The 24,140-nt window shown below is 44.9% G+C and carries 20 protein-coding genes and 1 pseudogene; 14 read left to right on the top strand and 7 right to left on the bottom strand.

Translation table 11 applies throughout. From position 1 onward, the window contains the following. Positions 1–11: 11 nt before the first annotated feature. The 5 genes from gyrB to dnaA form a co-directional block, all read right to left on the bottom strand. Positions 12–1,925, bottom strand: coding sequence for a DNA topoisomerase (ATP-hydrolyzing) subunit B (gene gyrB / locus FGS84_RS21215; RefSeq protein ID WP_138310322.1), 1,914 nt, complete (start codon positions 1,923–1,925; stop codon positions 12–14). Between the two features lie 33 nt (positions 1,926–1,958). Beyond that, the gene (recF, locus tag FGS84_RS21210) at positions 1,959–3,044 is read right to left on the bottom strand and encodes a DNA replication/repair protein RecF (RefSeq protein WP_138310321.1); all 1,086 of its coding nucleotides are present in this window, start codon (positions 3,042–3,044) and stop codon (positions 1,959–1,961) included. Positions 3,045–3,063: 19 nt separating this feature from the next. Continuing rightward, positions 3,064–3,273: an RNA-binding S4 domain-containing protein gene (locus tag FGS84_RS21205; protein WP_138310320.1), complete on the bottom strand. Its 210-nt coding sequence runs from the start codon at positions 3,271–3,273 to the stop codon at positions 3,064–3,066. 24 nt (positions 3,274–3,297) lie between these two features. Further along, positions 3,298–4,416 carry a DNA polymerase III subunit beta gene (dnaN, locus tag FGS84_RS21200; protein WP_138310319.1) on the bottom strand — a complete coding sequence of 373 codons (1,119 nt, stop codon included), beginning with the start codon at positions 4,414–4,416 and terminating at the stop codon, positions 3,298–3,300. Between the two features lie 280 nt (positions 4,417–4,696). Beyond that, entirely contained in the window at positions 4,697–6,067 is a 1,371-nt protein-coding gene (gene dnaA, locus FGS84_RS21195) for a chromosomal replication initiator protein DnaA (protein WP_138310318.1), read from the bottom strand. A 447-nt stretch (positions 6,068–6,514) separates the two neighbouring features. Between dnaA and FGS84_RS21190 the strand changes: the two genes are divergently transcribed. The 9 genes and pseudogenes from FGS84_RS21190 (at position 6,515) to rsmG (ending at position 14,607) form a co-directional block, all read left to right on the top strand. Continuing rightward, the gene (locus FGS84_RS21190) at positions 6,515–7,156 is read left to right on the top strand and encodes an ECF transporter S component (protein WP_138310317.1); all 642 of its coding nucleotides are present in this window, start codon (positions 6,515–6,517) and stop codon (positions 7,154–7,156) included. 233 nt (positions 7,157–7,389) lie between these two features. After that, positions 7,390–7,524, top strand: a complete 135-nt coding sequence (gene rpmH, locus FGS84_RS21185; protein WP_138310316.1) for a 50S ribosomal protein L34 — start codon at positions 7,390–7,392, stop codon at positions 7,522–7,524. A 115-nt stretch (positions 7,525–7,639) separates the two neighbouring features. Next, the gene (rnpA, locus tag FGS84_RS21180) at positions 7,640–7,984 is read left to right on the top strand and encodes a ribonuclease P protein component (protein WP_138310315.1); all 345 of its coding nucleotides are present in this window, start codon (positions 7,640–7,642) and stop codon (positions 7,982–7,984) included. A 7-nt stretch (positions 7,985–7,991) separates the two neighbouring features. Continuing rightward, on the top strand, positions 7,992–8,204 hold the full coding sequence (gene yidD / locus FGS84_RS21175) for a membrane protein insertion efficiency factor YidD (protein ID WP_138310314.1): 213 nt from the start codon (positions 7,992–7,994) through the stop codon (positions 8,202–8,204). Between the two features lie 18 nt (positions 8,205–8,222). Continuing rightward, positions 8,223–9,539 carry a YidC/Oxa1 family membrane protein insertase gene (locus FGS84_RS21170; RefSeq protein WP_138310313.1) on the top strand — a complete coding sequence of 439 codons (1,317 nt, stop codon included), beginning with the start codon at positions 8,223–8,225 and terminating at the stop codon, positions 9,537–9,539. Positions 9,540–9,550: 11 nt separating this feature from the next. Further along, positions 9,551–10,174: pseudogene (jag, locus tag FGS84_RS21165) on the top strand (RNA-binding cell elongation regulator Jag/EloR); the annotation flags it as partial. A 273-nt stretch (positions 10,175–10,447) separates the two neighbouring features. Continuing rightward, positions 10,448–11,827 (top strand): tRNA uridine-5-carboxymethylaminomethyl(34) synthesis GTPase MnmE, encoded by a 1,380-nt coding sequence (gene mnmE / locus FGS84_RS21160; RefSeq protein WP_138310311.1) that lies wholly within the window; start codon positions 10,448–10,450, stop codon positions 11,825–11,827. 75 nt (positions 11,828–11,902) lie between these two features. Then, positions 11,903–13,777 carry a tRNA uridine-5-carboxymethylaminomethyl(34) synthesis enzyme MnmG gene (mnmG, locus tag FGS84_RS21155; protein WP_347563862.1) on the top strand — a complete coding sequence of 625 codons (1,875 nt, stop codon included), beginning with the start codon at positions 11,903–11,905 and terminating at the stop codon, positions 13,775–13,777. Between the two features lie 11 nt (positions 13,778–13,788). Further along, entirely contained in the window at positions 13,789–14,607 is an 819-nt protein-coding gene (gene rsmG, locus FGS84_RS21150) for a 16S rRNA (guanine(527)-N(7))-methyltransferase RsmG (RefSeq protein ID WP_138310309.1), read from the top strand. 891 nt (positions 14,608–15,498) lie between these two features. Here the strand turns inward: rsmG and FGS84_RS21145 are convergent. Both FGS84_RS21145 and FGS84_RS21140 read right to left on the bottom strand, forming a co-directional pair. After that, positions 15,499–16,329, bottom strand: a complete 831-nt coding sequence (locus FGS84_RS21145; protein WP_138310308.1) for a deoxyribonuclease IV — start codon at positions 16,327–16,329, stop codon at positions 15,499–15,501. 129 nt (positions 16,330–16,458) lie between these two features. Then, positions 16,459–17,409 (bottom strand): alpha/beta fold hydrolase, encoded by a 951-nt coding sequence (locus FGS84_RS21140; protein ID WP_138310307.1) that lies wholly within the window; start codon positions 17,407–17,409, stop codon positions 16,459–16,461. Between the two features lie 293 nt (positions 17,410–17,702). Between FGS84_RS21140 and FGS84_RS21135 the strand changes: the two genes are divergently transcribed. The 5 genes from FGS84_RS21135 (at position 17,703) to FGS84_RS21115 (ending at position 24,093) form a co-directional block, all read left to right on the top strand. Beyond that, on the top strand, positions 17,703–18,473 hold the full coding sequence (locus FGS84_RS21135) for an AAA family ATPase (protein ID WP_138310306.1): 771 nt from the start codon (positions 17,703–17,705) through the stop codon (positions 18,471–18,473). Next, positions 18,473–19,393, top strand: a complete 921-nt coding sequence (locus tag FGS84_RS21130) for a ParB/RepB/Spo0J family partition protein (protein WP_138310305.1) — start codon at positions 18,473–18,475, stop codon at positions 19,391–19,393. Before FGS84_RS21135 ends, FGS84_RS21130 begins: the two co-directional genes overlap by 1 nt. Positions 19,394–19,417: 24 nt before the next feature. Beyond that, on the top strand, positions 19,418–19,930 hold the full coding sequence (locus FGS84_RS21125; protein WP_138310304.1) for a DUF4446 family protein: 513 nt from the start codon (positions 19,418–19,420) through the stop codon (positions 19,928–19,930). Between the two features lie 671 nt (positions 19,931–20,601). Beyond that, the gene (locus FGS84_RS31000) at positions 20,602–21,186 is read left to right on the top strand and encodes a hypothetical protein (RefSeq protein WP_171042686.1); all 585 of its coding nucleotides are present in this window, start codon (positions 20,602–20,604) and stop codon (positions 21,184–21,186) included. Positions 21,187–21,612: 426 nt separating this feature from the next. Continuing rightward, the gene (locus FGS84_RS21115) at positions 21,613–24,093 is read left to right on the top strand and encodes a hypothetical protein (protein ID WP_138310302.1); all 2,481 of its coding nucleotides are present in this window, start codon (positions 21,613–21,615) and stop codon (positions 24,091–24,093) included. The last annotated feature ends 47 nt before the right edge of the window (positions 24,094–24,140 follow it).

Raw genomic sequence — 24,140 nt, 5'->3', positions numbered from 1 at the left:
GCAGTCTAAAATCAGATATCTAAGTTCTTCACCTTTTTTGCATTGGCCTCAATGAATTCCCTTCTTGGCTCTACCTGGTCGCCCATAAGGGTGGTGAAGGTCAAATCTACTTCTGACGTGGTTTCCTCGTCCATGGTGACACGCAGAAGAATCCTGCGTTCCGGGTCCATGGTTGTCTCCCACAGCTGCTCCGCATCCATCTCTCCCAGACCTTTGTAACGCTGGATTTTATTACTGTTGTCCCGGCCAATCTCCATGAGGATGGAATTCAGCTCCTCATCGCTGTACGCATACCACACCCTCTTGTTCTTCTCCACCTTATAAAGCGGCGGCTGGGCCAGGTATACATATCCCTGCTTAATCAGTTCCGGCATGAATCTGTAAATAAATGTCAGAAGAAGGGTGCTGATATGAGCGCCGTCCACATCGGCATCCGTCATGATGATGATTTTGTGGTAGCGCAGCCTGGATATATCGAAATCATCATGGATACCTGTTCCAAATGCAGTTATCATGGCCTTGATTTCAGCATTGCCGTAGATACGGTCCATCCTGGCCTTCTCCACGTTAAGAATCTTACCGCGCAGGGGAAGGATGGCCTGGGTTGCACGGGAACGGGCTGTCTTCGCAGAACCGCCGGCGGAATCACCCTCTACAATGTAAATCTCGCAGTTCTCCGGATTTTTGTCGGAACAGTCAGCCAGCTTTCCCGGAAGAGCCATGCCGTCAAGAGCGGATTTACGGCGCGTCAAATCCCTGGCCTTCCTGGCAGCTGCCCTGGCCCTCTGTGCCAGTATGGATTTCTCGCACATGGACTTGGCCACAGCCGGATTCTGCTCCAGGAAATAGGTCAGCTGCTCACTGACAATATTGTCCACTGCCGCACGGGCCTCGCTGTTGCCCAGCTTCTGTTTTGTCTGCCCCTCAAACTGGGGATCCTCGATTTTAACACTGATAATGGCTGTCAGGCCCTCGCGTATATCCTCACCGGACAAGTTATCCTCGCTGTCCTTTAGGAGCTTGTTTTCCCTGGCATAATCGTTGAAGGTCTTGGTCAGGGCGTTCTTGAAACCGGTGAGATGGGTGCCGCCCTCAGGCGTATTGATGTTGTTTACAAATGTATAGATATTCTCTGTATAGGAATCATTGTGCTGCATGGATACTTCCACATACACGCCTTCCTTGGTTCCCTCGCAGTAAATAACCTGCTCGTAAAGAGGTGTCTTGCCCTTATTCAGGTATGTGACGAATTCCTTGATACCGCCCTCATAGTGGAATGTCTTTTCCTTCTTTTCTTCCCTGTCGTCCTTAAGGGTAATCCTCAGGTTCTTGGTCAGGAACGCAGTTTCCCTGAGCCGGATTTTCAGCGTGTCGTAATCATAGACTGTTTCCTCGAATATCTCCTTGTCAGGCAGGAATGTAACCTTGGTTCCATGCTGTTCCGGTCCGCATTTTCCCACAATTTTTAAGGGGTATGTTACCTTTCCCCTCTCGTAACGCTGCTGGTAAATATTTCCATTTTTATATACCTGCACCTCCAGCCATTCAGACAAAGCATTGACAACGGAAGCACCAACGCCATGAAGACCGCCGGACACCTTATATCCGCCGTTGCCGAACTTACCGCCTGCATGGAGGATGGTGAATACAACTTCCACGGCAGGAAGGCCCGCCTTTTTCTGGATATCTACCGGAATACCGCGGCCGTCGTCCACCACTGTGATGGAATTGTCCTCGTTGATGGTCACATCGATGGAATCACAATATCCCGCCAATGCTTCATCTACCGCATTATCTACAATCTCATACACCAGATGATGGAGACCTCTGGCTGATGTGCTGCCTATATACATACCAGGCCGCTTTCTGACCGCCTCCAGTCCTTCCAAAATCTGAATCTGGTCTGCTCCGTATTGCTCTCCCATGTTATATAATCATCCTTTCTTTCTAGTACGGCATTAATTCTCGTTGATGACAGTCCCGTCAATTACCTTGAATACCTTATCTATCTGGAACCTGTTGTTGACAAAATCGTCCAGACCCGTGCAGGTAATCATGGTCTGTATATGTTTGATGGCCGACAGCAGATGATTCTGCCTGCTGCTGTCAAGCTCTGATAACACATCATCTAATAGCAGGATTGGGTCGTCATGGCTTAATTGCTTGACCAGCTGAAGCTCTGACAGCTTAAGTGACAGGGCTGCTGTGCGCTGCTGACCCTGGGATCCGAACCTGCGTATATCAATACCATTAACAATAAAGCTAATGTCGTCCCTGTGAGGTCCCGACAATGTGGTCTTCTGTTTCATGTCCTGGGCACGGTTCCTCTTAAGGACATCCTCCATCTGGTCCTCCTGGGTGTAGGGTTCATAGGAAATGGATATATCCTCCCTGTCCCCTGTCAGACTCAGGTGGATGGCGTGCATGATTTCATTCAGCTGCTTAATAAATTCCCTTCGGAACTTAATTACCTCACGCCCGTAATTTACCAGCTGCATATCCCAGACATCCAGGGTTTCCTCGTATTCAGGCCTGAAAAACAGTTCCTTTAACAGCTTGTTCCGCTGAAGAAGGACCTTGTTGTACTGCACAAGGGAATGGACATAGAGTTTATTCAGCTGGCACAGTTCCATGTCAATGAACCGTCTCCTCTCAGAAGGCCCGTTTTTTATAATATTCAAATCCTCCGGCGAGAAGAATACCACATTGGCAATGCCGAACAGCTCGCTGGCCCTGCGTATGGGAACCCCATTGATGGCAATGCCCTTTGGCTTGTTCTTTTTCAGATGCATGTCAATGCGGTAAGGTACATTGTTTTTCCTTATCTGCAATTTAATATGGGATTCATCCTGATTGAACCGGATGATATCCCTGTCCTTGGCGCTTTTATGTGATTTGGACGTGCAGCACACATACACTGCCTCCAGGATATTGGTTTTTCCCTGGGCATTATCCCCATAGAGTATATTGGTTCCCTGATTAAACTCCATATGTAGTTCATTGTAGTTGCGGTAATTTTTCAGTTCTATGGATTCAATAATCATGGATTTCCCTACCAGTCTGTTACTTAGTGATTTTAATGGTTTCACCGTTATAGGTGACCACATCGCCGTCCACCAGTTTTTTCCCGCGCTGATGAGCAGTCTCGCCGTTTACCGATACAAGGCCGTCCTCAATAGCATACTTGGCATCTACGCCTGATTCCGCCAGGCCAGCCGCCTTCAGCGCCTGGCCCAGCTTGATATAGTCTTCCCTCAGTTTTATTATTTCCATACTTTTCCTCTCTTAGACATCCTGCTAGACAGTAGCAGCATTAAAATTAACAGGAAGAATCAGATAAATATAATTTTCCTCCTCGTCCTTGATAAAGCATGGGGACTTTGGATTCATCATATAAATATTGATTTCCTCGTCATCAATGACACGCAGTGCATCGATGAGGAACTTGGGATTGAATCCAATCATGATGTCCTTACCGGTTTTGTGAATCATCAAATCTGCGTTCATGGATCCAAAACTGGAGTTCAGCTTCAGTTCCATGGAATTATCGCCAATATTGATAATCAGCGGTTTCTTGTCGTTTTCGCGTATCAGGATGGTGGCGCGCTCAATACAGTCCAGGAATTCCTTCTTGTTTACCGATACCTTTGTCTCATAATCACTGGAAAGCATCTGGCTGATTCTGAAATATTCCCCTTCAATCAGACGGGACACAACGATTGTATTGTCAAATTCAAAGAGGATGTGGTTGGTGCTGAAGTAAATCAGAACCTCTTTCTCATTGTCGCCGCCCAAAATTTTGCTGACCTCGCTTAAGGTCTTACCCGGTACAATAACCTTGGTGTCCTCATAGTGGTCCTTTAAGCGGACCTTACGGATGGAGATTCTGTGTCCGTCTAGGGACACCACCTTCAGCTGGTTTTCATTGACCTCAAACAGCTCTCCGGCCATCATCTTATTGCTGTCGTTAGGTGAAATGGAGAATATGGTCTGCTGGATGACCTCCTTTAAGGTAAACTGGGACAGGCAGATATATTTATCCTTTTCTATATAGGGAAGATAGGCAAACTCTTCTCCGTCGCGTCCCTGGATATTAAATACAGAGTTCTCACAGCGTATGGTGGTGTTGAACTTATCATCTGATTCAATGGTAACGGATGCATTTTCACTGGAAAGCCTTCTGGTGATTTCAGAGAAAAGCTTTGCATCCAGTGCAATCTTTCCGTGTTCCAGTATGTCTCCCTCAACCCTTGTCTCAATTCCCAGCTCCATATCATTGCCTGTAAGCTTGATTTCGTTTGTACTGGCGTCAATGAGTATGCATTCCAGAATGGACATGGTGGTCTTGGAAGGTACTGCTTTCATTACAATATTAATTCCATTAACAATGGCGTCTTTTTGAAATCTTAACTTCATAATGTTGATAACTTCCTTTCAGAGTAATTGTGTGCCCGGTGTGTCATCTGTGAGTGAAGATATAGATAATTTTCGTAGAAACCGTAGTAGGGGCTGTGGGTTTGTGCAAAACTGTCTGAAGCCCTTGATAATTAAGGACAAGTACCTGTGGAACGGGCTGTGGAAACCATCCACTTTTCTCAGGGAAAACTTAAAGTTTATCCACAGATGGTTAAAAGTCATTCACAGGTCCTTCAGAAACGATCAGTTATCAACAGCCCGTCCACATGGATTCCACTTCCTATTGTGGATTAATCTTCTTTTTCAATATCTCTATGGTATTCCTTAAAGTATCGTCCTTTGCCATGTCCCCGGTAATCTTTTCAGCGCCGTGTATGATGGTGGTATGGTCCCTTCCTCCAAGATACCGTCCAATGGTCTGGAGTGGGGTGGCCGTCATATCCCTGCACAGGTACATGACAATCTGCCTTGGGTATACGATTTCCTTATTGCGTTTCTGGGATGAAATATCCAGTGGGGTCAGACCAAAGTGGTCGGAAACGACCTGGATTATCAGGTCAGGGGTCACTTCCCTCTGGGCATTGGGGGAAATGATGTCCTTTAAGGCTTCCTCGGCCAGCTCCAGGGTGATGTCGCATTTGTTGAGCCTTGATAATGCAACGATTTTTGTCAGGGCTCCCTCCAGCTCACGGATGTTGGATTTAATGTTGGTAGCGATGTATTTGATTACCTCGTTATCTATATTATATCCCTCCATCTCCTCCTTTTTGCGCAGGATTGCCATTCTTGTCTCATAATCAGGAGATTGGATGTCCACGGTCAGGCCCCATTCGAAACGGGAGCGGAGCCGTTCTTCCAGTGTCTCAATTTCTTTTGGCGGCTTATCTGAGGATATGATAATCTGCTTCTTTGATTCATATAATGTGTTGAAGGTATGGAAAAATTCCTCCTGGGTGCTTTCCTTACCTATGATGAACTGGATATCGTCAATGAGCAGGACATCGTTGTTCCTGTATTTTTCCCTGAATTCCGTGGTGGTTATGTTGTTCTTATTACGGATGGCGTCAATCAGCTCATTGGTAAAGGTCTCAGAGGTGACGTACAATATCTTGGATTTGGCGTTGTTCTTTAATATGAAGTGGGCGATGGCATGCATCAGATGGGTTTTGCCAAGTCCCACGCCTCCGTAAATAAAAAGAGGGTTGTAAATCTCACCTGGGGATTCAGCCACAGCCAGGGCGGCAGCATGGGCCAGGTTGTTATTTCCGCCTACAACAAAGGTATCAAAGGTATACTTGGGATTTAAGTTCGCGCTCTGTATGACATCGGGACTCACTAAAGCCTTGTTGTTCTTAATCAGCTGGGGGGAGGACGGTTCCTCCGCCTCCTCGATTTGCTCCTTAACTTTGAAATCCACCTCGCATTCCTTTTCAAGGAATTCCGAGATGGTTACCTTTAATAAAAATCCATATTTTTTGTTTACATATTGTAAAAAGGTCTGTTCGGGAACAATGATGGTTACTTTGTTGTCTTTAAAAGAGTGCGGCTTTAAGGGTTCCAGCCAGGTACTGTAGGAGATATTGGATATTTCGTGTTCTTCTTTTAAAGTAAGTAAGATTTTGTCCCAGTTTTCTTTGATTTTTTCGATCATTTTTTGTCTCCTAAAACTGTATTGCAGAATTGCCCAATCTAAATCTATTGTATACTAAAGTAAAAATTTTTTCAATGACAAGTGTAAAATATTGTGGATAACTTTGTGTATTGTGAGTGGAAGATCTGTGTAAGCCCTGTGGACAGGCCATTTGTCCACAAAAATCGTGAAAAAGTTAACCGGAGTTTTACACATGGTGGAAATACTAATAAATTCTGGTTTTTTTAGATAGGCCTGGGGAAAAAACAGTGAGTATCCCATACTTATCCACAACTTATCCACATTTTGTGGATAATGTTATGTAAATCTGGGGGCTAATGTGAAAATGTCCTTGCATAGAAAGGGAAACATGAACCTGAAACATTGACGCTGAGGTCTTTTTTACTTATAATTACGTTGTAGCATTGCATTGTATCTTTTTCATAAGAACAGTAGCAGGAGGAAAAAATGAATACTTTAACCAAAACCCGTGACCTGGTATTGGCGGCAGTTATTGCAGCCATTATCGTAATCATGGCCTTTGTGCCATTCTTAGGGTATATTCCGCTTGGATTCATGAATGCGACCACCGTTCATATCCCCGTGATTATCGGAGCCATTATACTGGGACCGAAATATGGGGCATTTCTGGGGTTGACATTCGGCCTGACCAGTTTGTGGAAGAATACCTTTATGCCAAATCCCACATCCTTTGTGTTTTCGCCCTTTGTTACCATGGGGCAGTTTCACGGAAATTTGGGAAGTCTGTTCATCTGCCTGGTCCCGAGAATACTGATTGGGGTCGTGGCCTATTATGTGTACCGTATGTTCATACGGATGCTTGGGAACAAGAGGAATAAGCAGGGGACCGCATTGTTTGCGGCAGGCGTGGCCGGATCCCTGACCAATACCCTTCTTGTTATGAATCTTATCTATCTTTTGTTTGGAGATAAGTATGCATCCGCAGCCAGCTGGACAGCCAAGTGGGTATACGGGGTAATCCTGGGCATCATCGGTATGCAGGGAGTGCCTGAGGCCCTGGTGGCCGGAATCATTGTGACGGCTGTGGCCGGAATTCTGCTGAAGATAACATCTGACAGCAGGCCATAGGCTGGTGGCCGGCAGGAATTCACACTAAATATAGTAATGTAGTTTTGCAATGCACACATTTTGTTGGGACAGCCCCTGAGGCTGTCCTTTTTTGCTGTTTTTTTGTTGATTTTTTGAGAAAATCCGCTTGACGAAGGCGGATTTCTTCTATATAATTGAGAAGATGTTTAATTATACTAGTCTAAATGTGTGTTTTCACATTGCCACATAATTTTGATAGGAGGTGCCCGGATATGAAGATGACATTTCAGCCTAAGAAGAGACAGAGAGCGAAAGTTCATGGCTTTAGAGCAAGAATGAAGACTACAGGCGGTAGAAAAGTTATTGCTGCCAGAAGAGCTAAAGGTAGAGCAAGATTATCTGCTTAATTGTTTCAAGCTTAAAGCAAAAGAACTACGGGCCACAGCAACATGTGGCCTTTTCTTTTCTTACCTTCCCGGATAACGGGAAGTGTTTTGACAACCTGATTGTAAGGAGTTTCGGATGAAACGATTTCCTTCCGTTAAGAAGAACAGTGAGTTCCAGGTGATTTACAGGAATGGAACTTCCTATGCAAACAGACTGCTGGTGATGTATATTATGGAAAACGGGGAAGATGAAAACCGCATTGGCATTTCTGTGAGCAAAAAAGTGGGCAACAGTGTTGTCCGCCATCATATAACAAGGCTTTTAAGAGAGATTTTCCGTTTAAACAATAATAGGATAAAGACTGGGTTAAACATCATCCTGGTAGCAAGAGTTGCTGCCGGACAATCGGATTACAAACATTTGGAGGGTGCTTACCTGCACCTGTGCGGACTGCATCACATTTTAAAAGAATCGAAGTGAAGTGATTATGGCAAGATATCTGATTTTGTTGGTAAGAGGATACCAGAAGTTTCTGTCGCCTCTTAAAGTAAGAACTCACTGCATTTACACACCTACATGCTCTCAATACGCCATTGAAGCATTACAGAAGTATGGTGCGTTAAAAGGTACATGGTTGGCCTGCAAGAGGATACTCCGGTGTCACCCATTTGCAGAAGGCGGTTATGATCCAGTTCCGTAAATCAAAGGAGGTAGCGTATTGAACAGTATAGCTGGCGCAGTAGTATTGACAAAAACAGGAGGTATTCTTGGGCCAATAGCTGATATCCTGGGGTGGATTATGGACCTGTTGTTCCGTTTTACCAGTACCTTCGGGATATTAAATATTGGTTTATGTATCATTTTATTTACCCTTGTAACCAAGGTGCTGATGATACCTCTTACCATCAAGCAGCAGAAATCATCGAAACTCATGGCGGTTATGCAGCCTGAGATAACGGCCATCCAGAAAAAGTACAAGGGCAAGGAAAATGACCAGAAGTACGCCATGATGATGCAGACTGAAATCAAGGCGGTTTATGAGAAGTACGGCACATCCATGACAGGCGGGTGCCTCCCTCTTCTGATTCAGATGCCTATTATTTTCGCATTGTACCGCGTTATCTACAATATTCCTGCATATGTACAGTCCGTAAGGGGATATTATGAAGCAGTGGTAAGCAAGCTTCCCAGCGGATATGAGTCGGCTCAGGCATTTACGGACCTGGCACAGGCCCACAAAATGGTGGGTGAGAGATTTGACTATACCAATGTAAACACAGTCATTGATTTATTATATAAGCTTACAGGGCAGCAGTGGGATTCTCTGGTCAATGCCTTTTCCTCCGTGGGACAGGCTGTTACGGAGACAGGCGTAAGAGTGGTGGATGCCATTGAGAACATGCAGAATTTCTTTGGCCTGAACATTGCATACACGCCGCTGCAGGTTATCATGAATTATTTTAATAAGGTAGACGACACCACCCTGATGACTGCATTCGCTGCACTGTGTATTCCGCTGCTGGCCGGCTTAAGCCAGTGGTACAGCACCAAGCTGATGACAGCCAACCAGCCCCAGCAGTCTGAAGAGGCTCCTGGCGCCAATATGATGAAGAGCATGAATGTGACCATGCCTTTGATGTCCGTATTCTTCTGTTTCTCATTTGCATCCGGTATCGGACTTTACTGGGTTGCACAGAGTGTGTTCACCATCATCCAGCAGGTGGGAATCAATTCTTACCTTAATAAGGTTAATATTGACGACCTGGTTCAGAAGAACATTGAAAAAACCAACAAGAAGCGCGCAAAGAAAGGCCTTCCTCCTACAAAAGTGGGCAATGTAGATGAGATGCTCAAGAAGATTGAGGCAAAGGAAGAAAAGGCAGAACAGGCCCAGATGGCTAAGATTGCTAAGACAAAGACCATTGTTGAGGAGTCTACCAAGTACTATAATGATAATGCCAAGCCCGGAAGTCTGGCGGCTAAGGCTAACATGGTTTCCAAGTATAATGAGAAGCATGAGAAGGGTAAAAAGTAGGAGGGTTTTGTATGGATATGATTACAGTTACTGCCAAGACAGTGGACGAAGCAGTTACAAAGGCGTTAATCGAACTTGAAACCACCAGCGACAAACTGGAATATGAGGTAGTTGATAAAGGAAGTACAGGATTCCTTGGTATCGGCGCAAAACCTGCCATTATTCGTGCTAAGAAAAAAGAGTCCGTTGAGGATAAGGCAATGGATTTCCTGTCCCAGATTTTTGGGGCAATGAATATGCAAGTGAACATTACGGCTGCATATAACCAGGAGGAGCAGGAACTGTCCTTAAACCTGGAAGGCGAGGACATGGGCATCCTTATTGGCAAGAGAGGCCAGACCCTGGATTCTCTTCAGTATCTGGTAAGCCTTATTGTGAACAAGGGAACGGAAGGATATCTCAGGGTTAAACTGGACACTGAGAATTACCGTGAGAGAAGGAAGGAAACCCTGGAGACCCTGGCTAAGAATATTGCTTATAAGGTTAAGAGGACCAAGAGGCCGGTGTCTCTTGAACCTATGAATCCTTATGAGAGAAGAATCATTCATGCTGCCCTTCAGAATGATAAATATGTGACCACCAGAAGCGAGGGGGAAGAACCGTTCCGCCATGTGGTGATTGCACTTAAGAAGGAAGCTTCCGGCGGTGAGAGAAAGGGACGTTACGACAGAAATAAGGGCGGACGTTATGACCGCTCTGAGCGTTCCGACCGTTCCGGAGGTTACAGAAGCAACCGCCGGAACAATGGAAATGGTTCATCACAGACATCTGTTGATGCGTCTGCTGAGACAGCTGCCGGTGAAGAGGAATAAGCCTGTCCAACCATGATTGGATGCAGGTGGTAATGAAACAGGTTAAGAGGCTGTTGCTGAAGCGACGGCCTTTTTGCTCTATTGTGAGGAGAGCCTATGAAGACAGATACGATTGCGGCCATAGCCACAGGCATGAGCAACTCAGGAATCGGAATTGTGCGAATCAGCGGTGAGGAAGCATTTTTTATTATTGATTCCATTTTCCGGAACAAAAAAGGGGAGAGGGTAAGGCTGAGCCTATCCCGGTCCCATACCGTCCATTACGGGTATATATATGACGGGGATGATAAGGTGGATGAGGCCCTGGTCATTATCATGAAGGGACCCCACAGCTATACGGCTGAGGATACGGTGGAGATTGACTGCCATGGGGGCGTCCTGATGGTCAGAAGGATTCTGGAAACCGTCCTTCATGCGGGCGCCAGGACAGCTGATCCGGGAGAGTTTACCAAGAGGGCTTTCCTGAACGGCAGGCTGGATTTGTCCCAGGCCGAGGCAGTTGCAGATGTAATTCATGCAACCAATGAATATGCGCTTAAAAGCTCTGTGAGCCAGCTGAGCGGTTCAGTGTCAAATAAGATTAAGGAGCTGCGCAGCCGGATTCTGTATCAGATTGCGTTTATCGAATCAGCCCTGGATGACCCGGAACATATATCCCTGGACGGATACGGGAAACAGCTGATGGATTCCCTGGAACCCATGATAGGGGAAGTGAGAAAGCTGCTTCTGTCGGCGGATGACGGCAGGGTCATGTCTGAGGGAATAAAGACAGTCATACTGGGCAAGCCCAATGCAGGCAAATCCTCCCTCATGAATGTGCTTTTAGGGGAGGAGAGGGCTATTGTCACGGAGATTGCAGGTACTACCAGGGATACTCTGGAGGAGCATATATATCTTCAGGGAATCAGTCTTAATGTGGTGGATACGGCCGGAATCAGGGATACAGAGGACGTGGTGGAGAAAATAGGTGTGGACCGGGCGTTAAAGGCAGCCAGGGACGCTGATTTGATTATTTATGTGGTGGATGGTTCCAGGCCCCTGGATGAAAGCGACAGGGAAATCATGGATTTCATCCAGGGCAGGAAATCCATTGTGCTGCTGAATAAATCGGATTTGGATTTGGAAGTGGGCACAGAGGAACTGGAACAGCTCTGCGGCCATAAGGTGATTCCCGTATCAGCAAAGGAAGAACAGGGTATCGAACTTCTGGAGCAGGAAATCAAGAAGCTGTTTTATCACGGTGAGCTGTCTTTCAATGACCAGGTTTATATTACCAATGCGCGCCACAAGGAGGCTTTGGAGCAGTGCCTTGAGAGCCTTAACATGGTAAAGGGAAGCGTTGAGGACAACATGCCGGAGGATTTTTATTCCATTGACCTGATGAATGCCTATGAACAGCTGGGATTCATTATCGGGGAGGCAGTGGACGATGATGTTGTAAATGAGATATTTGCAAAATTCTGTATGGGTAAATAGGGGAGCTTGTGTCAGGGACTGAAATTTGTTACCAATTAAATTTGACTCATGGATATGGAAGAGGAACGTGGAATGATGCCTTATTTAGAAGAAACATACGATGTGGTGATTGTGGGCGCGGGCCATGCAGGATGCGAGGCAGCTCTGGCCAGTGCCAGACTGGGCATGGAAACCATTATGTTTACGGTCAGCGTGGACAGCATAGCGCTGATGCCCTGTAATCCCAACATAGGCGGAAGCTCCAAGGGCCATCTGGTCAGGGAGCTGGATGCATTGGGGGGAGAGATGGGAAAGAACATTGACAGGACCTTCATACAGTCCAAAATGCTCAATGAATCCAAGGGACCGGCTGTCCATTCCCTGCGCGCCCAGGCTGATAAGCAGGATTACAGCAGGCATATGAGAAAGACCCTGGAAAATACAGACCATCTTACCATACGTCAGGCGGAAGTGTCCGAAATCATGGTGGAGCAAGGGGCAGTCAGCGGTGTAAAAACGTTTTCTGGCGCTGTGTATCATGCCAAGGCTGTAATACTGTGTACAGGAACATATCTGAAAGCCAGGTGTATTTATGGGGATGTGAGCAATCCTACAGGGCCTAACGGCCTTCAGGCAGCTAATCATCTCACGGAATCCCTGAAGGCAAACGGGATTGAGATGTTCCGGTTTAAGACAGGGACCCCGGCCAGAGTGGATAAGAAGAGTATTGATTTTTCCAGGATGGAAGAGCAGCTGGGAGATTCCAGGGTGGTGCCATTTTCCTTTTCAACGAATCCGGATGATATACAGAAGGAGCAGGTTTCCTGCTGGCTGACCTATACCAATGATGACACACACCGTATTATCAGGGAAAATCTGGACCGTTCGCCTCTGTTCTCAGGTGCTATCGAAGGAACCGGGCCAAGGTATTGTCCTTCTATTGAGGATAAGGTGGTTAAATTTCCGGATAAGAACCGACATCAGGTTTTTGTGGAGCCGGAGGGACTTTATACCAATGAGATGTATCTGGGAGGTATGAGCAGTTCTCTGCCTGAGGATGTACAGTATGCAATGTACCGTACAGTTCCCGGCCTTGAAAAAGTAAAGATAGTGCGGAATGCCTATGCCATTGAATATGACTGCATCAACGCCCTGCAGCTTAAGCCGACCCTGGAGTTTAAGAAGATTTCCGGTTTGTTTGCAGGCGGACAGTTTAATGGCAGCTCAGGGTATGAGGAGGCTGCTGTCCAGGGATTCATGGCCGGCGTGAATGCGGTGAGGAAGATACAGGGGCGTGAAGCCGTTGTACTGGACCGGTCACAGGCATATATAGGCGTTCTTATTGATGACCTGGTTACAAAGGAGAATCACGAACCCTACCGAATGATGACTTCCAGGGCAGAATACAGACTTTTGCTGCGCCAGGATAATGCGGATATCAGGCTCAGAAAAATAGGCTATGACATTGGTCTGGTAAGCCATGAGGAGTATGAACATCTTTTAAAGAAGATGGATGATATACAGTCAGAGATAAAACGGCTGGAAAAGACTGTGATAGGTGTAAATGACCAGGTTCAGGCGTATTTGGAAAAGTATGGAAGCACGTTATTGAAATCCGGAATTACGCTGGCAGAGTTGGTGAAGAGACCGGAATTGGATTACGATAAACTGGCGGAACTGGATAAAGACAGACCGCTGCTTCCTGATGATGTGAGGGAACAGGTTAATATTGAGATTAAATATGAGGGGTATATAAAGCGCCAGATGCAGCAGGTTGCTCAGTTTAAAAAGCTGGAGAATAAGAAGCTGCCTGAGGACTTTGACTATTCGGAAGTCAACAGTCTCCGCAGGGAGGCTGTCCAGAAGCTGAATAAGGTGCAGCCGGCCACCATTGGACAGGCGTCCCGTATATCCGGCGTATCACCGGCAGACATATCTGTCCTGCTGGTGCATTTTACGAGAAAGCAGTGAGAGGATCCGATATGACAGATACATTTAGACAGCGGATGGACCGGGAGTCAGGACTCCTGGGCATAAGGTTAAGTGAGAAACAGATCGAGCAGTTTTTTACTTATTATGAAATGCTGGTGGAAAAAAATAAGGTGATGAATCTGACAGCTATAACAGATGAACCGGATGTGGTGTCCAAACATTTTAGTGACAGCTTGTCACTGTTTAGAGTGCTGAAGATAGGGGAAATGGACAGGGCATTTGGTTGCGGTAGAGATAGCGGTGTCTTAAGTGATTGTAACAGCAATGATGGTCCTGTCTATGATAAGGGTATGCTGGATGGAAAATCTGTTATAGATGTGGGCACAGGCGCTGGCTTTCCCGGAATACCACTTAAGATAGCATTTCCGGGAATAAAGCTTACATTGCTTGATTCCCTGAATAAGAGGGTCAAATTTTTAGAGGAAGTCTGTAACCAACTGGACTTAAGGAACGTGGAATTTGTTCATGGGAGAGCTGAGGATATTGGGAGGCAGACAGAGCACAGAGAAATATATGATTGGTGCGTGTCCAGGGCTGTTGCTAATTTGGCTTCCTTGTCTGAGTATTGTATGCCTTTTGTGAAAATTGGTGGTTTTTTTGTTCCTTATAAGTCCGGAGAGATAGAAGAGGAATTGAAATCCGCAGGTAAAGCTATTGGTATATTGGGGGGAGAGCTTGAATTTGTAGATAAATTTATGCTGCCCGGTACAGATGCCTCCAGGTCTTTGGTGGTTATTAAGAAGGTAAAGGGGATTTCTAAGAAGTATCCGAGAAAAGCAGGTATGCCGACTAAGGAGCCGTTGGGGTAGAGTTTAATTAATGTATGTTAAAGAGAGATTGGTACTGTAGGAGGGAATGTTTCACGTGAAACATTCCTTTTTTTTGCGGATTGTATTGGAATAAACTTATAGATGGAATTGAGAGATAAATAAAAGAAATAAATTGAGAGGAAGGAGATTTTCAGGTAGAAGCAATGAATATATAAATATATGAATAAGCTAAGGATGTAATGGAAGATTAGGTATAGACTGAAAAAGATTGAGATAAGAATTGAGATAGGTACTGAGATAAGAGCTGAGATAAGAAATGAGATAAGAAATAAGATAAGAAGTGAGATAAGATGAGAGGTAAAAACTCAAATTTTAGCTATAAACTATTTTAATATGCTCGAATAGAAAATAAGTATATAGGAGTATAGATATATATAGAGATAAATGGAACTAGAAATGAAAATAGAAATTAGGATATCAATTAATATATAAGTCAATCTATGTATATAGGCTGTTGACAGTTGAGGTTGAAATAATTAGATGTCAGATAGATGTATATATAGATATATAACGAATGGGACAAGCTGAAGATATAAATATAGGTTTAGATATAATAATATAAAAAGTTATATGAAGAATTAATTCAAGATTATTAAGCGTTTGTATATATAATGAAACAAGAGTTTAATCATGATTTAACGAAAGCAAATAATAAAACTATAGATAAAAGCATTGTAATTATATAATTAAATAATAAATGTAACACTTTTATAGTTATAAAAATAAGAAGGTACAATATCAGTGATACCTTCTTATTTTACTCATATGCAAGATAAATAAAGAATATAAAATAGAAATATTTTATCTGACAAAGATAGTAATGCAGGTCCTTAAAATGGCAGATTAAAAGACTATGCTATAATTTTAAGATTAATCTGCCACTTCACGCATCATTTGTATTTCATGTGCATAGCCATCTAAATCATTGGGTGTCTCCAAATAAAAAGGAAGATGTTTCAGCTCCGGATGTGTGACAATCCGTTTAAAAGTGTCCAGTCCAATATACCCCTCACCTAGCTTTGCATGTCTGTCTTTGTGTGCGCCCAATGGGTTTTGGCTATCGTTTAAGTGAATGGCTTTTAAGCGATTCAATCCAATTTTATTATCAAACTCTGTCAGAATATCATCTAAATGGTTGACTATATCATAGCCCCCATCCCATATATGGCAGGTATCGAGGCAGACCCCCATATGGGTATTCAACTCAATTAAATCCAGTATCCGCCTTAACTCATCAAACCCACTGCCAACCTCACTACCTTTTCCTGCCATTGTTTCAAGCAGGACAGTAGTGGTCTGTTCCGGGGCAAGTATTTCATTTAACATTTCAGCAATAAAATGAATGCCTATATCAGTTCCCTGCTTTACGTGACTTCCCGGATGGAAGTTATACATATTACCAGGCGTATATTCCATTCTTACTAAATCATCCGCCATGGTACGTTTAGCAAACTCTCTTAATTTTGGGTCGGCAGAACAGGCGTTTAACGTGTATGGAGCATGAGCTAATATTGGACTGATGTCAAGTGACTGGGCCTCCGCCAAAAATTCTTTCACATCATGCTCATCTATTGCTTTGGCATTACCGCCCCGTGGATTACGGGTGAAAAATTGAAATGTATTTGCGTTTATTTTTTTGGCATCCCTTGCCATGGCCCGATATCCCTTTGATGAGGATAAATGGCATCCAATTCGTAGCATATAAAAGGTCCCTTTCTTTTTATGGTATATTTTGTTATGTAATCAGTTTTCCAGCATTGATGTAATAGTAAAAAAAGGTCCGGAAATATCAATCCGAACCGTATGTTTCACGTGAAACATTTTCCTGCTTTAGGATAAATAAGTTTGAATCATATCAAAAACTTCTGCCGGTTTTTCCAAATGAGGCAGTAATTTTGTGTTTGGTATAACCGCACACTCAATGGCAGGATTGTATTCTTTATATTCCTCCATACATTCCCTGATATCATCTAAGGCGCCTCCGCCTAATAAATATATGCTGTTATCAATTTTCTTAAGAGCGCCCGCTATATTACATTTAACATAATTGCATTTTAAGCTGGCATAGACAGATTTAGGAGATTCACCTAAATGTGCCGACTCATGATAAGCATCAATTATTCTTGCCTTTACAGAATAGGGATTATAATAATAATTTGTCAAAAATTCTTTTGTTATAAACTGCTTACTGCAAGCAATATTATATATTAAGGTACCAACAATGGGTAAATCTAATATAATCTTATAAAGTTTTGCATTCCTTCCAGGCACCTGACTGCAGGAGAGAAGACTCTCAGGGTTTATAAAGAATAGCTGGTTAAAGAGCTCAGGACTATTGCTGCAGGCCATGACACCTAATGCGGTTGAGGAACCACTGGCTATCATATCTGTCCTGTGTCCAATCTCTGATTTTATAAAATCAGAGAGAAGCTGGACATACAGATAATTGGTGTAGGTGAGATTCGGCTTCTCTGAACGGCCAAAACCAAGGAGGTCGATGGTGTATACTGTATATGTCTCTGCTAATTTTCCAACCAGATTCTTCCATTCATATCCGCTGGAGGCAGGAGCCAGGTCGTGTACCAGCAGAATAGGTTTACCAGTTCCTACCTTAGTATAATGTATATTTCCTAAGCGCCATTTATAACACAGTGCCTCTGGTTCTTCCAGTACATTCCGGGACGTGGCCGAAAGTTTTATAGCTTTGTTAATCAGAGCAGTAGCAGCAGCAGCTCCGGATGACAGTATAAGTAAGGTCAGTAATTTATTCCTGGTTTTCATTCAATAGTCTCCTGAAATTACATATTATATAGCCGGTTTTTTGATTCTTCTCCATTATAATACAAGCTGGGGGCTATTACAACGGTTAGAGAATTAAATTATTATTAAGACAGGGTAGGATTAGGATGCCACTTTTCTGCATTAAAAATGTTTCACGTGAAACATTTTTTTGTATAAAACATGAAAATTCTTTTTTTCTCCTAATTTCCCGTAGGAAAAGCATAGGACTTGTGTTATAATCGTAAAAGTAATCGAAGAAAAGTTTGTTTTTTTCGAGAAAGGAATTTATACATATGGGACGAATCATAACAATAGCCAATCAGAAGGGTGGGGTTGGTAAAACGACAACAGCCATTAATCTTTCTGCCTGTCTGGCTGAAGCAGGACAACATGTTATGCTGGTGGATTTTGACCCCCAGGGAAATGCCAGTAGTGGTCTGGGACTGGAACAGGAAGATTTTGATAGGACTGTTTACGACATGCTGATTGAAGAGGCATCTGTGGATGAATGCATTATTAAGGAAATACAGCCAAATCTGGACGTGCTTCCTTCCGATATGAATCTGGCAGGAGCAGAGATTGAATTTCAGGAAGTCGAGAATAAGGAAAAGCTTCTGAGCAGCTATCTGAATCAAGTTCGAGATACATACGATTTTATCATCATTGATTGTCCCCCATCTCTAAATATACTGACTATAAATGCACTGACGGCCGCAGATACCGTACTGGTTCCTATACAGTGTGAGTATTATGCTTTGGAGGGACTCAATCAGGTGTTAAAAACTGTGGATTTGGTTAAGAGAAAACTGAATCCGGAGTTGGAATTAGAAGGCGTGGTATTTACCATGTACGATGCAAGGACAAATCTGTCACTGGAAGTAGTGGAAAGTGTTAAAAGCAGCTTAAACAGAACAATATATAAAACCATTATACCAAGAAATGTACGCCTGGCTGAGGCACCCAGTCATGGCATGTCTATTAATCTTTACGATTCAAGGTCAACGGGGGCTGAGAGCTATAGAATGCTTGCGGCAGAAGTTATGAGCAGAGGAGAAGAGTTGTAATGGCTAAAAAAGGATTGGGTAAAGGATTGGGAGCCATCTTTGGAGAAGATGTCATAAAGGAAAGCGAAGAGGAGATTGCAAAGGCAAAGGCAGCTACCACTGATAAAGGAGATGGCAACAGCGGGGAATTATTGGTGAAAATGGCCTTGATTGAACCCAATAGGGAACAGCCCAGAAAGGATTTTAACGAAGAACAGCTGGCAGAGCTGGCTGATTCCATTAAACGATATGGTATTTTGCAGCCCCTTTTGGTTCAGAAAAAGGGGACATTTTATGAAATTATTGCCGGAGAACGCAGATGGCGTGCTGCCAAGATAGCTGGATTAAAGGAAATACCGGTTGTTCTGCGGGAGTACAACAAGCAGGAAAGCATGGAAATAGCACTGATTGAGAATGTGCAGAGAGCTGACCTGAATCCTATTGAGGAGGCCTTGGCATATCAGCGTCTTGTATCTGAATTTAAGCTGACCCAGGAGGAAATAGCGGCCAGGGTATCGAAAAACAGAGCCACCATCACCAATTCCATGCGTCTTTTAAAACTGGATGGCCAAATACAGGAGATGCTGATTCAGAATCTTATTTCCAGCGGTCACGCCAGAGCGCTATTGTCATTGGAAGATAAAGGACTTCAGCTGAAGGCTGCAAAGATGATATTGGATGAATCACTCAGCGTCAGAGAAACAGAGCGTCTTGTAAAACGGCTGGCAAAGGAAGCAGAGACAGGAGAAGAAAAGAAGGACAAATCTAAGGACGAGGCATTAGCCTTGATATATCAGAGCCTGGAAGAGCGTATGAAGAGCGTCATGGGTACAAAGGTCAGCATCCACAACAAGGATAAAAATAAAGGACGCATTGAAATTGAATATTATTCTGAAGCAGAATTAGAGCGGATTGTGGAAATGATTGAATCAATTCGCTAGGTACAAAGGAGAGATGGATATTATATGGAGAACAGCATCTTAAATCAAATTCCCTTTGACCCTGCATATATCATAGCAGGGTTATTGATATTAGTGGTTCTGCTGCTGATATTGACGATTACAACAATGACAAATGTAAGAAGGCTAAATCGCCAATATGACTATTTTATGAGAGGAAAAGATGCAGAGACTCTGGAAGATGTCATTCTGGACCAGATTGAAGAAATCAGGGATTTAAGGGCCGAAGACAGGTCAAATAAGGATTCCATCCGAACATTAAACCGGAATCAGAGAGCCTCATTTCAAAAGTATGGGCTTGTCAAATATAATGCCTTTAAAGGAATGGGAGGGAACCTCAGTTTTGCATTTGCCATGTTGGATTACACAAACAGCGGATTTGTATTAAACTGCGTTCACAGCAGAGAAGGTTGTTATCTGTATATTAAAGTGGTGGATATGGGACAGACCGATATTGTTCTGGGCAATGAGGAACAAGAGGCGTTGGAACAGGCTCTTGGTTATATTAAAAAAAGTTAACCACATAATAATTGTAAAAGACTGGAAAATATCCGGTCTTTTATTTTTTTAGAGAAATGGTTGGAAAGTTGGCGCATAATGGATTTGGCCTGCATATGATATTGGTAAGAGAAAATTGGAAAAGGGAGAGTAGATGCAGGACATTGAATACCTGAAAAGTATGTATCCATCAGGAATAAGAATCTTGCAGGGGTATGTGGCAGAAGCTTGCGACAGATTGGATTATAAAAACAGCCCTATGTATGATGAGTATCCTGACCATATGATGATTAACCGGATTTGCAATACAATCTGTGATACTGTGATTGCATCTGAAGGTGCGGAAAAAGTCAAAAGCATGTGGAACATATCAGAGAATGACAAAGCCGTCATGGAAATGGCAGAACTCAAAAAAGATATGAGCCGGCTGGATGAGGATTTGTTTACAGAGGATAATGAGTTGGAAGTAGAGCAGGAACAGGAATTAGTGAATGTTCCGGCAGATGACATAAGTGAGGCGGAAGACATTGGTGAGAATGAGGACGTAGAAATCACTGAGGAATTACAGGAAGAGCAGGCCATTTCCAATACCCAATATGATTTCCAGGGATACAGGGAATCAGTGGTAAATCCATCCGGAATCATAATGGAGACTCAGGAAATAAGAGCTATGGAACCTGGTTTTCCGGGAAATGAAAGAATGGGTGGACGACCTAATATGGGGCAGGGTTCAGGCAGGCTGCCCATGGGAAATAAATCAGGCAGACAGTCTATGGGCCCCGGCCCGGAAAGACAGTCTATGGGCCCCGGCCCGGAAAGACCGCCTATGGGCTCCGGCCAAGGAAGACCACCCATGGGACCTGGTCCGGGCAGACCACCTATGGGCCCCGGCCCGGAAAGACCGCCTATGGGCCCCGGCCAGAGCAGACCACCTATGGGACCTGGCCCGGAAAGACCGCCTATGGGCCCTGGCCCGGAAAGACCGCCTATGGGACCTGGCCAGAGCAGACCGCCTATGGGCCCCGGCCCGGAAAGACCGCCTATGGGACCTGGCCCGGAAAGACCGCCTATGGGCCCCGGCCAGAGCAGACCACCTATGGGACCCGGCCAGAGCAGACCACCTATGGGACCTGGCCCGGAAAGACCGCCTATGGGACCTGGCCCGGAAAGACCGCCTATGGGACCTGGCCCGGAAAGACCGCCTATGGGCCCTGGCCCGGAAAGACCGCCTATGGGACCTGGTCAAGGCAGACCACCCATGGGACCTGGTCCGGTGAGGCCGCCGCAGCCACCGAGGCCCACGCCACCACCACCAAGGCCGCAGCCACCGAGGCCCACGCCGCCGCCGAGACCGCCACAGCCACCGAGGCCGCCGCAGCCGCCCAGGCCCACGCCGCCGCAGCCGCCCAGGCCTACACCTCCTCCGAGGCCCATGCCCAGGCCGCCCAGACCTCCCAGGCCGGTTCCTCCGCCTCCCAATCACGGAAACAAACCATCCTGGTTAAGAGACATGATTAAGGTGCTTCTGCTCAACGAAATGTTCCACAGGAGATGCGCCAGAGGCATGTGCGCCTTATAGGAGCAGTAAGGATATGACAAATATATTATTAATAAAATTCCGAAAAGATTAAGTTGTAGTTTTACTGGATATTATATAAAATAGATATGATACAGAGCAACCAGTTTAAAGGATAAAATCACATATGAAGAAAATATTGCAAAAAGCAGGGATTTTGTTCCTGATATTCATAGGGGCATTGGTTGTGTATTTCATCAGTGCCAGAAACACAATGGAAAAAGAATCAGCCGTATATACATCCATGGAAGAACCGTCGCTGCCAGTGGTTTATACTCAACTGGGCAGTCAGGAAATCAATTGCCTGCATGGATACATGCAGGAGATGGGGAATCAGGCAGCCAGGGAAAGTATCTCTGTGCTGCCTGAAGACCGTGGGCTTCATATCCGGATACAGGAGTATGGAAGCACCATTACAGGCATCAGCTACGAGGTGAGGAATCTTACTCTGGACAGGCTGGTGGAGCGGACTGTGGTGGAAGAGTGGGACAGCGGAGACGGAAGTGTCAGCGCAGTGCTGCCGATTCAAAACCTGCTGGCCAGGAATGAAACATATCTTCTGTCAATTACAGTAACCACAGGGGAAAAGGAGATACATTATTACACAAGAATCATGTGGCCGGATAACACCTATGCATCAGATATGGTCCGGCTGGCTGAGGAGTTTACCAGAAAAAGCCTGGATTACAATCAGGCAAGGGACCTGGTATTCTATCTGGAAACCAATGATACAGAGGATAACAGCTCCCTGGGCCATGTTACCATCAGGGCCAGCTTCAGTCATCTGACATGGGATGGCCTGGATGTGGAGATGGTGGGTGAGCCCCTGGTAACTCTCCAGGAGTTTGACGGCATCATGGGACAAATCCAGATTCGGTACCAGGTTGCCATTAATGAGGAGGACGGAACACGTTCCCTGGTGAATGCAGAGGACAATTTCACCATGAAGTGGAATGAACAGAGAATTTACCTCATGAACTATGAGCGAAATGCCAATGAAGAGTTTGACGGAGGACCCCGGTCTTTTTCAGGCAAAAAGATTCTTCTTGGAATCACCAATGACCACAAGGTAAGGACCATGAAGAGTCCAAAGTCCAATTATGTGGCGTTTAAAACAGGCGGTGACCTGTGGTGTTATGATTATGATGATAAACAGGCCGTATGCGTATTCTCCTTCAGAAGCAATTCAGACGACAGGGTAAGAAGCGGTTACGACAGACATGATATAAAGATATTGTCCGTGCAGGACGATGGTTCCATGGATTTCCTGGTGTATGGATATATGAACAGGGGCAAATATGAGGGCCGGATGGGTGTTGTATTTTACCGCTATGATAAGGAGCAGGATACGGTTCAGGAGAAGTTTTTCCTGCCTGCATCCGAATCCTATGAGATGGTGAAAGCAGATGTGGACAAATTGTCCTATCTCAGTGAAAATGATATGATGTACATTATGCTTCAGGGCACTGTATTCGGTATTGACCTTAAGAGCAATGAATCCCTTGTGGTGGCCCAGGGGCTGACGGAGGGAAGCTATGCTGTCAGCGGGGACGCCAGCCGGTTTGCATGGCAGGAAGGCCAGAACCTGTATGAGTCCCAGAAGGTCCATGTTATGGATTTCAATACTTCCCAGAAACAGGAAATCGTGGGAGAGGTAAATGATTATGTCAGGGTACTGGGGTTTGTTGGAAATGATTTGATTTACGGACTGAGCAACTCCAAGGATAAGTGGATTGTCAACGGCCGCCTGAAGGGTATGCCTATGTATGCAATGTACATTGTGGATACACAGATGCAGGTGGAGAGCGAATACAGGAAGGACGGCATTTATATAACGGATGTAGTGGCCCAGGACGGAAGAATTCATCTGAAGCGTCTGGTGCCGTTGGGAGAGAACCAGTATCTGTATCAGAATGAGGATACCATTGTGTGTAACCAGAGAGTTGAGAAGGACCCCTTAGAGGGAATCGGCTGGTTTGCCTCCCAGGATAAGGGAAAGGTTTATTTTGTCCAGTCAGATTCGGAAATTAACGGAGATAAGGTCCGTACATCTGCGCCCAAGGCATTTTCCTATGAATATACAAGCGTTCTGGATACAGGAAAGGCGGCATCCCCGTCATCTGAGAACGGCATGGTATTCAGGGCATATGGAGGCGGGCATTACATTGGCTCATCCAGAACCTTCAGCCAGGCAGTGGAGATGGCCTATGGACAGATGGGCTATGTGACGGACAGCAGCCAGCATATTGTGTGGGACAGAATCAACAGGCAGCCCATACGCAATATAAAAGCTCCGGTGGATGAGGCAAGGAAGGTTACAAAGTATCTGGACGCATTTGACGGCAGCCGTGTCTATGAGGACGGACTTATACTAATCGATGCAGGAGGATGCAGCCTGAACCAGATTCTGTACTATATTGACAAGGGTATCCCTGTGATAGCTTATGTGGAATCAGGACAGTATGTGCTTTTATCCGGCTATGACCAGTATAATGTGACACTCTATGACCCTCAGACCCAGGAGACACAAAAGATGGGGCTCAATGATGCCACAGAGTATTTTAAGAACCTGCAGAATGATTTCCTGTGCGCTCTGGCAGTGGAGTAGACAGTGTACTTTAGGGTGTGCATTTTCGTTTTACTTTACAAATCTGA

Origin of the sequence: Clostridium sp. 1001271st1 H5 (assembly GCF_005845215.1) — a bacterium.
Taxonomy (GTDB): Bacteria; Bacillota; Clostridia; order Lachnospirales; family Lachnospiraceae; genus Enterocloster.
This window is presented reverse-complemented; position numbering and strand designations above follow the sequence as displayed.

What these genes read in the sequence shown, in the direction of transcription:
- mnmG (WP_347563862.1), top strand. Translation starts at nt 11,903, where the DNA reads ATGCCTTATTTAGAAGAAACATACGATGTGGTGATTGTGGGCGCGGGC.
- FGS84_RS21130 (WP_138310305.1), top strand. Translation starts at nt 18,473, where the DNA reads ATGGCTAAAAAAGGATTGGGTAAAGGATTGGGAGCCATCTTTGGAGAA.
- FGS84_RS21125 (WP_138310304.1), top strand. Translation starts at nt 19,418, where the DNA reads ATGGAGAACAGCATCTTAAATCAAATTCCCTTTGACCCTGCATATATC.
- rsmG (WP_138310309.1), top strand. Translation starts at nt 13,789, where the DNA reads ATGACAGATACATTTAGACAGCGGATGGACCGGGAGTCAGGACTCCTG.
- FGS84_RS21145 (WP_138310308.1), bottom strand. Translation starts at nt 16,329, where the DNA reads ATGCTACGAATTGGATGCCATTTATCCTCATCAAAGGGATATCGGGCC.
- rnpA (WP_138310315.1), top strand. Translation starts at nt 7,640, where the DNA reads ATGAAACGATTTCCTTCCGTTAAGAAGAACAGTGAGTTCCAGGTGATT.
- dnaN (WP_138310319.1), bottom strand. Translation starts at nt 4,416, where the DNA reads ATGAAGTTAAGATTTCAAAAAGACGCCATTGTTAATGGAATTAATATT.
- FGS84_RS21190 (WP_138310317.1), top strand. Translation starts at nt 6,515, where the DNA reads ATGAATACTTTAACCAAAACCCGTGACCTGGTATTGGCGGCAGTTATT.
- gyrB (WP_138310322.1), bottom strand. Translation starts at nt 1,925, where the DNA reads ATGGGAGAGCAATACGGAGCAGACCAGATTCAGATTTTGGAAGGACTG.
- FGS84_RS21140 (WP_138310307.1), bottom strand. Translation starts at nt 17,409, where the DNA reads ATGAAAACCAGGAATAAATTACTGACCTTACTTATACTGTCATCCGGA.
- recF (WP_138310321.1), bottom strand. Translation starts at nt 3,044, where the DNA reads ATGATTATTGAATCCATAGAACTGAAAAATTACCGCAACTACAATGAA.
- FGS84_RS21205 (WP_138310320.1), bottom strand. Translation starts at nt 3,273, where the DNA reads ATGGAAATAATAAAACTGAGGGAAGACTATATCAAGCTGGGCCAGGCG.
- FGS84_RS21135 (WP_138310306.1), top strand. Translation starts at nt 17,703, where the DNA reads ATGGGACGAATCATAACAATAGCCAATCAGAAGGGTGGGGTTGGTAAA.
- mnmE (WP_138310311.1), top strand. Translation starts at nt 10,448, where the DNA reads ATGAAGACAGATACGATTGCGGCCATAGCCACAGGCATGAGCAACTCA.
- rpmH (WP_138310316.1), top strand. Translation starts at nt 7,390, where the DNA reads ATGAAGATGACATTTCAGCCTAAGAAGAGACAGAGAGCGAAAGTTCAT.
- FGS84_RS31000 (WP_171042686.1), top strand. Translation starts at nt 20,602, where the DNA reads ATGAAAGAATGGGTGGACGACCTAATATGGGGCAGGGTTCAGGCAGGC.
- yidD (WP_138310314.1), top strand. Translation starts at nt 7,992, where the DNA reads ATGGCAAGATATCTGATTTTGTTGGTAAGAGGATACCAGAAGTTTCTG.
- dnaA (WP_138310318.1), bottom strand. Translation starts at nt 6,067, where the DNA reads ATGATCGAAAAAATCAAAGAAAACTGGGACAAAATCTTACTTACTTTA.
- FGS84_RS21115 (WP_138310302.1), top strand. Translation starts at nt 21,613, where the DNA reads ATGAAGAAAATATTGCAAAAAGCAGGGATTTTGTTCCTGATATTCATA.